This is a genomic window from Helicobacter fennelliae (assembly GCF_900451005.1).
GTDB lineage: Bacteria > Campylobacterota > Campylobacteria > Campylobacterales > Helicobacteraceae > Helicobacter_B > Helicobacter_B fennelliae.
Genome location: NZ_UGIB01000001.1, coordinates 1,522,263 through 1,534,574 on the forward strand (window position 1 = coordinate 1,522,263; position 12,312 = coordinate 1,534,574).

10 protein-coding genes are annotated in these 12,312 nt (G+C 39.5%); 4 read left to right on the forward strand and 6 right to left on the reverse strand.

Translation table 11 applies throughout. The features are described from left to right. Positions 1-9 precede the first annotated feature (9 nt). Entirely contained in the window at positions 10-612 is a 603-nt protein-coding gene (gmk, locus tag DY109_RS07500) for a guanylate kinase (RefSeq protein WP_023949494.1), read from the reverse strand. Continuing rightward, entirely contained in the window at positions 609-3,029 is a 2,421-nt protein-coding gene (locus tag DY109_RS07505) for a hypothetical protein (RefSeq protein WP_034550347.1), read from the reverse strand. Before DY109_RS07505 ends, gmk begins: the two co-directional genes overlap by 4 nt. A 338-nt stretch (positions 3,030-3,367) precedes the next feature. On the opposite strand from DY109_RS07505, the gene DY109_RS07510 reads away from it, so the two are divergent. From DY109_RS07510 to DY109_RS07520, 3 genes are read left to right on the forward strand one after another with little or no spacing between them, the layout of a single operon-like run. Then, a complete protein-coding gene (locus tag DY109_RS07510) occupies positions 3,368-3,889 on the forward strand; it encodes a phospholipase D-like domain-containing protein (protein ID WP_023949498.1) in 522 nt (173 codons plus the stop codon). A 21-nt stretch (positions 3,890-3,910) separates the two neighbouring features. Then, positions 3,911-4,759 carry a CheR family methyltransferase gene (locus tag DY109_RS07515; RefSeq protein ID WP_023949500.1) on the forward strand — a complete coding sequence of 283 codons (849 nt, stop codon included), beginning with the start codon at positions 3,911-3,913 and terminating at the stop codon, positions 4,757-4,759. A 5-nt stretch (positions 4,760-4,764) separates the two neighbouring features. Continuing rightward, a complete protein-coding gene (locus DY109_RS07520; RefSeq protein ID WP_023949502.1) occupies positions 4,765-5,409 on the forward strand; it encodes a CheB methylesterase domain-containing protein in 645 nt (214 codons plus the stop codon). Positions 5,410-5,896: 487 nt separating this feature from the next. On the opposite strand, the gene DY109_RS07525 is transcribed toward DY109_RS07520, so the two are convergent. Beyond that, entirely contained in the window at positions 5,897-6,445 is a 549-nt protein-coding gene (locus DY109_RS07525) for an SCO family protein (protein WP_023949508.1), read from the reverse strand. 35 nt (positions 6,446-6,480) lie between these two features. Further along, complete coding sequence (locus tag DY109_RS07530; protein WP_023949510.1) at positions 6,481-7,398, reverse strand: methylenetetrahydrofolate reductase; 918 nt, start codon at positions 7,396-7,398, stop codon at positions 6,481-6,483. Between the two features lie 16 nt (positions 7,399-7,414). Here DY109_RS07530 and DY109_RS07535 point away from each other — a divergent pair, with 16 nt between their 5' ends. Then, a complete protein-coding gene (locus tag DY109_RS07535; RefSeq protein WP_023949512.1) occupies positions 7,415-7,723 on the forward strand; it encodes a hypothetical protein in 309 nt (102 codons plus the stop codon). 61 nt (positions 7,724-7,784) lie between these two features. On the opposite strand, the gene metE is transcribed toward DY109_RS07535, so the two are convergent. Both metE and DY109_RS12370 read right to left on the reverse strand, forming a co-directional pair. After that, positions 7,785-10,046, reverse strand: coding sequence for a 5-methyltetrahydropteroyltriglutamate--homocysteine S-methyltransferase (metE, locus tag DY109_RS07540; RefSeq protein ID WP_023949514.1), 2,262 nt, complete (start codon positions 10,044-10,046; stop codon positions 7,785-7,787). 230 nt (positions 10,047-10,276) lie between these two features. Then, entirely contained in the window at positions 10,277-11,683 is a 1,407-nt protein-coding gene (locus DY109_RS12370; protein WP_115737832.1) for a methyl-accepting chemotaxis protein, read from the reverse strand. Between the last annotated feature and the right edge of the window lie 629 nt (positions 11,684-12,312).

Consider the following 12,312-nt stretch of genomic DNA (forward strand, 5'->3'; position numbering starts at 1 on the left):
GATTAAAAGCTAATTAAGTGCCCAATCCTCAAGCAATGTTTTGTATGAATGATCGGGGATAAACTCTAATGATGTAGCAATGCTTAAAATCGCGCGCTTTGAGACTTCTATATCATCATTGACAATCACATAATCAAAATGCTCGATGTGCTGCATTTCTTTGTATGCGTGCAATAATCGCAACTCAATATTTGCATGAGAATCTGTCTGCCTTGCCATAAGTCGCTCTCGCAAAATCTCCTTGCTTTTGGTTGTGATAAACACAGATTTAGCTTTTGGATATTTTTCTTTGATACTTTTGTGCCCTTGCACATCGACATCAAAAATTACGATTTTGCCTTCTTTTAATGCTTTTTGTATCGGTGCTAGCGCAGTTCCATAATAATTATTATGGACTTCCGCCCATTCCAAAAACATATTATTTTTGATATTTGCGATAAATTCTTCTTTTTTCACAAAAAAATAATGCTTACCATTGACTTCTCCGTCTCTAGGAGGGCGCGTGGTTGTCGAGATCGAAAAATATGTCTTGGCGATATGCTCTTGGATCATTTTACATAATGTTGATTTGCCACTTCCACTCGGTCCAGAAAGTATCAAAATCCTACTCATTTTTGGCTCGGAAAGTTGATGTTTATCGTTACTTGCGCTCCATGAAGTAGCGCGCGAATCTGATCTTCTGATTTATTTGCTAGCAAATGCGCCACGAGATCTTCGCCATGGATTGAGGTGTCTTTGATCTGCGCAGAATCTGATTGTGCGAGAGGTGATGGCACTTGAGTAGAATCTGATTGGACAGAATCTAATCGTGTAGAAACTACACTATCACTTGGTATGCTTGATTCTTTATCTGAAGCATTGGCAAATGTATCTTGCGCATCGTGCGATTCCTCTGGGATCTCCTCACCTAATGCCATTCCTATATCTCTCTCGCTAAGGCTCAAGAAATCATTTGTAGATTCTGTGGATTCTGTTTGGCTTGATGTAGAATCTGATGCAAAATCTGCTGATGAGTGCGATTTGTCTGCTATATCTTGGCTATTTTTAGCATTCTCGCTCTTTTTGCCATCACTACTTGTATCACTCGCACTAATTGCGCTATTTGAATCATCTTCACTACTATCATCTCCGCTGCTTGCACTACCTGCGCCCTCTTCCAAATCCCCAAAATCTTGAATATCCTGAATGTCTCGTGTTTGTTGAGATGATGAATTTTGAGATTCTGCGCTAGATTCTGCTTTGGAATCTATTGTGGATTCTGCTTTAGTCTCGCTTATGTCGCTATGTTGGTCTTGCGGCTCTGTGGGCTCATTATGCATTGATATATGCAAATCATCAACGATCGGCTCACTAAGATTTTTATCCTCTGGTGGCACATCGCTAAAATCTAGCCCTTCAGGCATAGATTCTGGGGTAGAATCTAGATTCTGGCTAGATTCTTGCGATCCTGTATCAAATACATCAAAATCTTGTGAATTTTGCACATCTTGCGATAAAGTTGCTTGGTCGTTTTGGCTATGTTTGTCATCTTGCACCCGTGATTGCATAGAATCTGATTGTGTCCCTACCGATTGTGTCTCTTGCAAAAGTCGCTTCACCTCATCAATGTCATTTTTATCCAAAATCCCAGATTCTGTGGCTTTAGATTCTGTAGATTCTGCTTTATGTGGCACATCATCAAGTGTTTCTTGTGGTGTGTTATGAGATATATCATCAAGCGCAGCATGAGAAATATCACTTGAAGTATCATCATGCAAGGTGCTTGGCTCATCTGAAGACTTTTGCAAAAGCTCTGATGAAAAATCAATATCATCTAAATTTATATCTGCGAGATCACCCAAATCATCAATACTTGGCTCTGTTGTTTTGCCTGTTTGGCTCGCTTTATCTGCTATTTCATCTACCTTTTTATCTTCTTTTTCGCCTATATTTTCATCTTTATCTGCCCTATTGACTTCGTTACTTATGGTTGCTTCCTCATTTGCATTCGTATGCCCTACATTAGAATCAATCTCTTTAGCTATATCAACCTGCTTCAAATCCTTTGTTTTTTCCTCAAGAGAATCTAGCATTTTATGCGTCGCCAAATCCAAATCCTCACCTAAATCTAAATCTGTATGATTTATCGCATCTTCTAAGCCCTGCTGTGTGTCCTCTTCAAGCATTTTATCCTCAAGCTTGTCTTCTTGTGTACCTTCAAGTTGTGTTTTTGCAAGTTGCGTTTCTGTAAGTTGCGCGTTTGCGAGATTTTCATCAAATTCACCCTCAACCAAATCTGACATATCATCTTCATCATCGGTCTGTTCTAGCTTAGATTTCTCAATATCTAACATCATCTCTTCATCACTTGTATCGCTTGTATTCTGCGCGCTATTCATTTTATCTAGATCTGCGCTCTCAAAATTAAGCATATCAAGATTTGGTGCAATATCGCCTAGATCAAGGCTATCATCATTATTATTTGTATCGCTTGTAGCTTGGGAATCTTTCAAAAAATCCGCCTCATTGAGATTAAATGAATCCAAATCAAGCGATTCTTCTAGCGCGCTCTGATTTGGGGCTTTGGCTTTTGATGATTCTTTTGCGTCTGTTGTTATCTCATCTTTTGTGGCATTGGTTTTATTGTTGGTTTCATCTTGTGTAGATTCTGCTTCTAATGGCTCAAGATCATCTTGACTCACCTCACTTCGCAAAGTCGGATCGTAATTGAGCTGCTTTAATTCATCTTGCACAATATCTAGAATCTGCGTTGGCAAAAATGGCTTTTTGATGACATATTTAAACCCATCAAGCTTTGTTTTGGCATACAAAAAACAACTCAAAAAACTTGAAGCAATCTTTTGTGCTAGCTCTTCTTGCCCTGCTATCACTCCCTCATCAATAAAGAAAAAACAATCTTTTGAGATTTTGGTAGGATCTAACTCATCTAAACTTTTGTAATTCAAAATCGGAATGTCTGTCCTGCGCGCTGTCGCTTCGACAAGCTTAGCGACCATTGGGTCTGTATTGACTAAAACTATATGTATCATTATTGCGTCCGTTTGTTTGATAGAATCTTGTAATTATAGCAATTTTTTGAATTTATTGGAATTTATTGATTGTAAAGTTTAGTTATTTTGTTTTGCTACACAAAACCATATTTTTAAAACCAACAAAAAAATCGCGGTTTTGTGTAGAGACTTAACAATTTTAGATTCTATATCTAATATAAACCTTAGAGCCACTGATACGCCTACGCCACAAGTCGCACACATAAGACATACCAACAAAACACAATAAGACAAATCACGCCAAAGATAAAGCCAATCTCAAACAAAATCTGATACAATACACAAAAATTTCATCTTAACAATACAAAGGAATCAATATGCTAAAACACATAAGCGCATTGCTTTTTTGTTTTTGCTTATGCAGCGCAAGAAGCGAATTGTTTATGATGCCATTTGAGCAAAATGAGGCAATCAAAAACCTACAAAATGCCCTCAAATCCGCGCAAAAAACCATTGATATTTCTATTTATAGCTTTACAAATAAAGAAATTGCTAAAGCCTTGCGAGATAGCGCAAAAAGAGGGGTAAAAATTCGGATTATCTTTGATTCAAGCAACAAAACAGATCCGCACTCTGTCATCGGCTATCTTGACAAATACAACAATATCTCAACCTGCCTACTCAAAGGGCAAAAAGCCCAAAATGGAAGATTTTTTGGCATAATGCACCAAAAAATGGCGATTATCGATGCAAAACTGCTGTATATCGGCTCTGCAAATTGGAGTAAAAACGCGTTTGAAAACAACTATGAGACATTGTTTTATGATGATGATTCATACCTTGTCAATAAGGCATTAAAATACTATAATAAAATGTTTGAGCAATGCACGCCATATTAATTTAATATTGAAAGACAAAATATGATCACACTCAATGATGTTTCAAAATCTTTTAAGCACATTCAAGAATACCTATATAGCATAACAGGCATTTATCTTGATAATAATTCCAAACAAACCATGGTCAAAAATCGCCTAGATTCTCTTAGACAAAACCAAATCTTTAGCCAAGCCTCAAATATAAATGACATTATTACAATTGCTATGCGATCTCCTCAAGCCAAACAGCTTTTTATCAATGCTTTTACGACAAATAAAACAGATTTTTTCCGAGAGAATATACATTTTCAAGATATGCTTGATCGCGCATTGCCACAGCTTTTTCAAACTCAATTTAGCACTAAAATCTATTGTGCTGCTTCTTCGACAGGTGAAGAGCCATACTCAATCGCCGCGACAGCGTTGTATGCGCAAGAAACTTGCAAATCCTCATCAGAGGTGATGATTTATGCAAGCGATATTGATACAGATGTGCTTCAAGTAGCAAAAGAAGGGATTTTTAACTTTAATCCACAGCTAAATATACCCGAGTGGTTTTGTATGGAAAAATACTTTCATATCCTGCAAAACAATAGCAATGGCACAAAGCAAATCCAAGCCAAAAAAGAAATCAAAAATATCATTAAATTCTTGCCATTGAATTTATTTGACAGCACATATCCTTTTGCAAAAAATGAGTTTGATATTATTTTTTGTCGCAATGTTTTAATCTACTTCAAAGTCGAAGATCAAGAAAAAATCCTCAAGCATCTATTTTATCATCTCAAAATCGGTGGGGCATTTTATATCGGTCATGCTGAAGATCTTATCGGGCTCAAAGACAAAGTCGAACGGCTTGGCAATAAAACCTATATAAAAATAAAAGATTAAACACAATGCAACAAATAGAACAAAAATATCACCCTGATGTCTTTCTCAAAAGCTCTCCTTGCTCGATCACAAGAGAAAAACTCATCGTCATAGGCTCTTCGACTGGCGGACCAATCGCTTTGGAAAATATTTTGACAAAACTTCCACTTTGTAATATTCCACCAATTGTCATCGTTCAGCACATTCCATCGCATTTCTCCAAATCGCTTGCAGAGAGGCTCAATGCCAAATCACAAATCAACGTGTATGAAATCGATCGAAAACTCACGCTCAAAAACGATAGTGCGTATTTGGGCTGTGGGGGCTTACAAACACTTCTAGGATATGAAAATGGTAGATATTATGCCTATCCTACACAAGGTCCTAGAATCTCAAGGCATTGCCCAAGCGTAGATGTTTTGTTTCGAAGCGCAAACAATATAGCTGGCAAAAATACCTTAGCCATTATCCTCACAGGAATGGGCGATGATGGCAGTATTGGTATCAAAGAATTACACAATAATGGCGCAAAAACAATCGCGCAAGATGAAAAAAGTTGCGTTGTGTTTGGTATGCCAAAACAAGCTATTGTAGTCGGAGCGATCGATGAAGTTGTGGCACTTTCTGATATTCCAAGTAAAATCTTAAAATTCGCAGAATCTAGAATTTAAATTCTCATTTGCATAAGATCCAAATTCTCTCTTTTTTGCCATGCAACTTTAGGGCTTTGCTTGAAAAGTCATATTTTAGGGAGTTTGAGATTTTTAGCCTGCAAACCTACAATGAACGCTTATGTTACACTTTTTTGTATTTTTGCTTGTCTAAAATTTCTACACAACCCTACTGAATCTGCATAAAAATAGAGGATTTCTTAATGTGCCATTGTGTCTGCATAGAATCTACTAGAATCTGTCGTTTCTGTCGTCATTGCGAAGCCCTTTAGGGCTGTGGCAATCCATAAGAATCCACTTTTAGATTCTAAATTCTATGCAAACACAAGTGAGCGTAAAGAAATTCTAGATTTTAAGATGAGTTTGCAAGGGTTTGATAAATTGTGAAGTTTTGAGTAAGGAGATAAGGCTAGTTGCCTATCGACAAAACAAAAACAAATCTCGTAGCTCAAATCGCTTAAAGGCTAGGATTTAGATTCTATGGAAATTAGATTCTAGCATTCCCTATAAACCCCAAAATCTCCTCATAAGTTAAATTACTCAACTCTCCAATAAGCCTTGCGTGCGAGTCAAGAAGATACAAAGATGAACTATGCGCAATAGAATAATCTAGCGCAGAATCATCAAGCAAAATCCGCTGATATTTGACACCATAACGCGCGGTTACCACATCAAGCTCATCTTGACTTAGTGATAATCCATAGGCGTTTGGATAGAAATATTTTGCATATCGATCAAGGCTTTTTACATCATCTCTTTGGGGATCAAGACTCACAAAAAAAAGTGCAATATCATCTGCCCTACTCTCTTGCAGTGCAAGAGACAAAAGCGTGAACGTCATCGGGCATACATCAGGGCAAGACATATAGCCAAAATACACAATTTTTCGCTGATTTTTAAAATCGCTCAATTTGATTGTGCCATGTATGCTTTGTGCGCTAAAGTCAAATTTAGAAGAATTTTTGTAGCAATAAAAACCCCATACCGCCAAGCCCAGCACGCAAATCCCAACAACCATACCAAAAAATTTTTTCATCTACAAATCCTCTCATATCATTTCTATAATAAACCCTATATATCCGCAAACTGCTTAAAAAGTGCAAAATTATTTGAGCTCATAAAGTGGATTTTATTATGGATTTTTTGAAGTGCTTTAAAAAGCTGAAGCGAGAGATCAAGCCCTACTTTATGCTCCTCATCTTTGCCTATTTGGCTTGCTTTTTGCAATCTCTCAACCCAATCATCAGGAATAAACACGCCCGGAAGCTTATCACGCAAAAACAACGCCGCCTTATAGCTCATCACAGGAAAAAATCCAAGAATAAGTTGTGCGCTTTTACCTTGCGCACTCTTTCCTGTGCTTGCATTTGCCCTCTGTATATTTTGAAGCAACATCTCCGCGCTTTCTGGCGAATAAACAGGCTGACTAAACAACGCCTCACAACCACTTGTGATCTTTTTTTGGATTTTAGATTCTAGTGTTTTGGGGTTTTGGGCGTAAGAGCTTATCGTGCTAAAATTATAAATCCTTTGCACCGCAGAATCTAGTGGCTTGCCGCTTAGCGCGTAGCCGGCGTTTAGCTGGGAGATGATTTGTGCGAGTTTTAAGGAGTTAGATTCAAACACGCCCTTAGAATCCGCGCAATCCCCAAGCTTGATAGGATCGCCTGTGAGGCTCAAAAATGCGCGCACGCCAAGCTCATTAATCGCTAAGATCTCAGCACTTAGGGCAATGGAATTCCTATCGCGCATTGAGAGCGTGCAGATGACAGGCTTGCCCAGCGCGTTTTGCAGCTTGAGCGAGCTAAGCAGCGAGCTAGGCTTTAGACGCGCTAATGGGGAATCTGTGCAGACAAAGGCGTGCGCTTTAGTGCAATCTTTAAGCTCGCTAATAAGGCTACTTGAGAGATTAGCGCCTAAATTGGGCGTGACTTCAAGGCTTAGAAATGGCTTATTAGAGTGAATGTGGGTGATAAGAGAATCTAACATTTGATGAATTACCTCTATGACTGCTAGTATTTTTGAGCGAAATTTGGCGATTGCAAAGCGAGGCGAGGGAGCTACCTTAAGCGGTAGTGACCGAAGCCAAGTTTTGCAATCGCCAAATTTCGCTCAAAAATACTACGCATTTATTGTGTGCCAACAGAAAAAATTTAAAACTTATAAGCACAAACACCGCAGATTCTCTAAATTAGAATCTGTTTGCACTTATTTTGGTAGCAAACTGCGCCCTAATGCGCTCAATGTTTCTAAAGAAGCTACACTTTGTGATAAATTTATTGTTTTGCGAGCCGCAACCAAGGGAGTTACCTAAAGCGGTAAGTGAGCGCAGGTTGCGCGATGCAATCAATGAATTTAGCTAAAAAGGGAGCGCATTATCTAAATGCTCGAGTCGCCTCGACCATATTCTTAAGGCTCGGCTTCACCTCTTCCCATTTACGCGTCTTCAGCCCGCAGTCGGGGTTTATCCATAGCTGCTCTTTTGGTAGCACCTCTAGCAGCGCTTTTATCTGCGTTTTTATCTCTTCCACGCTTGGGATTCTAGGGCTATGGATATCATACACGCCCGGACCCACCTCATTTGTGTAGCCCACGCTCTTGAAAACCTTTAGCAGCTCATTGCCACTGCGCGCAGTCTCAATGCTGATGACATCCGCATCCATCGCCTCGATAGTTTTGATAATGTCGTTAAACTCGCTGTAACACATATGTGTGTGGATTTGTGTCTTAGATTCTGCCACGGCGGTTGAGAGCTTAAAGCACTTGAGCGCGTAAGCTTCATAGTTCTTGATATTCTCGCTCCTCAAGGGATAGCCCTCTTTGAAAGCCGCCTCATCGACTTGGATAATCCTAATTCCGCCCTTTTGCAAGTCATCAATCTCATCGGCAATGCCAAGGGCTATTTGCTCACAGACCTCCGCACGGCTTAGATCATCGCGCACAAAGCTCCAGTTTAGGATGGTTACAGGACCTGTGAGCATTCCTTTCATTATTTTTGAAGTCAAGCTTTGGGCAAATTGGCTCCACTCCAGTGTCATAGGCTTTGGGCGAGACACATCACCAAAGATGATTGGCGGCTTCACACAGCGTGAGCCATAGCTCTGCACCCAGCCATTTTGGCTAAACACAAAGCCTTCAAGCTGCTCACCAAAGTATTCGACCATATCGTTGCGCTCAGGCTCGCCATGCACGAGCACATCAAGCCCGATCTCTTCTTGGAATCGCACGCAGTCGGTGATATATTCTTTAATGCCTTTTTCATACTCTGCTTTATTGATTGCGCCCTTTTTGTAGTTTTGCCTCAAAGCGCGTAGCTCTGGCGTTTGGGGGAAAGAGCCAATAGTCGTTGTCGCCAGATCCGGATAGCCTAGCTCCTCTCGCTGAATCTTTATACGCGCTTTGAAGTCTTGTGCGCGCTTTGTGAGTGTGTTTGCCTTTACGCGATCGCGCACTGCTTTATTATTTGTCTTTGTCGAGCTTTTGCGCGTGGCATTTATTTGCTTATTAGATTCTAAAAACTTCTTTGACTCCGCGCTCCCGCCACTCTTAAAGAGATCCTCTAGCACAAGCAATTCTGTAATCTTCTCACTCGCAAAGCTAAGCCAGCTTAGGATCTCACCCTCTATTTTGCCCTCGTCTGCTTTACCAAATGGCACATGTAGTAGCGAGCAGGAGCTACTTGGCACGATCCTATCCTTTGGCACCACGTGCGCGATAGAATCTAGCAGTGCGAGTTTAGATTCTAAATCCGCCACCCAGATATTGCGCCCATCAATCACACCCGCATACAGCACCTTATCACTCTTAGCGATAGATTCTAGCGCGTCTTTATTTTTAGCACCATGGATAAAGTCTAGCCCAATGCCATGGATTGAGGTTTTAAGCAGGACTTCGGTTAGCTCGTTGCTATGCTCAAAAAATGTGCTCACAATGGCTTTTACGCCCTTCTCAGTCATATTATTATAAATACACTCTATCGTGCTGCCGCCCTTACTACACTCTAGCCCAAAAATCCCCGCATCAAAGCCTTTGACAAAAATCGGCTCACTGAATTCAATCACAATGCCCTTGCCAAGCTTTGTGATAAGCTCATCGATGAGATCAAAATACGCGCTTTTTACCTTCTTAAAAATCTCCTCTGGCGCGCCTTTGGTGATCTTGCTGAGTGCTAAAAATGTAAAAACCCCAATGAGCGCAATTTTTGGCTTGTAGCCTAGCACTTTAGCCTCATTATACTGCGCGATAATGTTGCTCGCATCAGCTTTATACGCATCATCAATGCTGAGCTCTGGCACGACATAGTGGTAGTTTGTGTTAAACCACTTTGTCATCTCGCACGCCACGCCTTCCTTGCTCCCACGCGCCATCGCAAAGTAGCCCTCAAGCCCGCTTAAAGATGCAAAGCGCGCAGGCTTGGCATTCAGCGCATAGGCGAGATCAAGCACATTGTCATAGTAGCTAAAGTCATTGACGCAGACATATTCTAAATCTTTTTGCAGCGCCCAATGCTTCGCGCGCAAGGCTTTTGCGACGCTCTCTAGCTCACTTTGTGGAATCTTATTTGCCCAAAACGCCTCAAGCGCCTTTTTGAGCTCGCGATTTTGCCCAATGCGTGGGAATCCGATAATGTTACTCATATCCTGTCCTTTTTGATGAAATTTAATGTGTTATGATATGTGTATTGTGGCATAAATTTTTAAAAACACAATATGTGTTTGTAAAAATTTAGCGAAATTTTGTAAAATTTTCGCATGGCACTTTGCAAGTTTCTCACCAAAAGCCCTATTTCACGCATTTACACCAAAATCTCCCAAATGTTACAAAAATTAACAAACACAATATGTGTTTTGGATTAAGCACAAAAACTTCAATTCTCAATGCTAAGAGAATCTGATTCTGCCTTTTGAAGTCGCGACAAAAGCTCATTTGAGCTTTTCTCAAGATTCTCGATATTTTGGATAATGACAGCAGAATCTTGAGAAGTAACTTCTTTTTTGAGCCTAGAAATAGCCTCACTAGTGTAATGCTGGAGTTTGCGTTTGAAATCCTCAATCTCTGACTCACTGATTGTTTTAAAGATTGTGCGCTTGCTTGCATCATTTTCCAAAAGCCCAGAGATTGGATTGCGTGTTTCAAGCTCTTGATTTTTTTCTTGTGTATTGAGAGAAAAATACACATGAGATTTATACAAAATATGATCAAGCTTTGCCACAGAAAGCACGAGCCTATCAGAGAGTTGTGAGAAAATCTCATCAAGCGAAAGGCTATTTGACTCCATTTTGCTAAACACGACATTAAAAGCATGGACTTTAGAGCTAGAATCATTCGCGATTTTGGTAACTTCTGTGCTTCCTGTTTGGATCGTATCCATTTCTTGCTGCATTGTTTGGATAGAAATGGCAATTTGATTTGTGGCTTCTTGGGTTTTTTCGGCAAGCTTTCGCACCTCATCAGCCACAACAGCAAACCCTCTCCCATGCTCGCCCGCTCTTGCAGCTTCAATAGCAGCATTGAGCGCCAAAAGATTAGTCTGATCGGCAATATCACTAATAATCCCTACGACATTTCCAATGTCTTTGGATTTTTGAGCAAAGCTCTCCACTGATGTGTTGTTTTGATCGATAAGCCCCAAAAGCCCATTGATAGATTCTATGATAATCGTTACATCTTGTTTGCTTCTTGAGGCAGAGTTTTTGATTTCATGGATATTATCCTCGACTTTTCGCATAAATGTAATATCTTGGTTGAGATCATGGGCGATAGATTTAAGGTTTGTGTTTTGGTGATCGAGATTAAGATTCATAAGGTTTTTAGACAACGCATTTTTGATACTTTCTTTGGCGTTATTTTCGATTTGCATCAATGCAGCATTGATATGTGTGAGGTTTTTGGCAAATGTGCCACTCAAGCCACCGATGATAGGCTTGCGATAATAATTTCCTTTTTGAGAGCTTTCAATCGCAGTTTGAGATTCTCGCAAAAATGCCTCCAAGTGATCAACAAAATCATTAAGATTCTCGCATATTTCTACAAGCTTTGGATTTCCTTTTATATGGATAATCCTCCCTTCAAACTCCCCTTGCGCATATTTGTAAATCTGGCTATGAATGCGATCAATTATCGCACGCTCTTTTCCCCTAAGCACAATTTGGACAATCACCCCCAAAGCCACAAGCACAAACAAAATCCCAATAAGTATATGACCCCCAAAAACACTCACTCCTGCACCCACAAACGCCACAAACACGATACCTATATCAACAATAACATTCATTACAAATCCTTAAAAATCCTTAAAATTGCAAAGATGTATAATAACTTAAATAATCTTTTTATTTGCAATTTTTATAAAATTATTGTGAATTTTCTAAAAACTCTGGAATCTAAAATAAATTCTGGTTTGATTCTTCTTGAATTCTTCGCTAACACTTAAGATATGACAAAGTGGATTCTGGTTTATGGTTTAGATTCTGGATTTGCTGGATTGCCACGCAAAATTTTTAATTTTGCTCACAATGACAAGCTTGCTCCATCATTGCGAGGACGATAGGGCGAAGCAAAAGAGAATCCAATTTAGAATCTAGATTCTATGGAGATAAAAAAGAATGTAAAAAAATTCTAGATTTTAAGATGAGTTTGCAAGGGCTTTATAGATTGTGAAGTTTTGAGCAAGGAGATAGGGCTAGTTGCCTATCGACGAAGCGAAAAACAAATCTCGTAGCTCAAATCGCTTAAAAGCTAGGATTTAGATTCTATGGAAACAAAATGGTATATTAAGAAATCCTCTATATTTTAGCTTATTTTTGTAGTTTTGCAAGTTTAGCAGTGAGTCGCACTATATCGTGCGTCGCCAAAATAAAACAAGATAAGCCAAACGAAGCAATCTGCAAAAGAAGCAAAAAG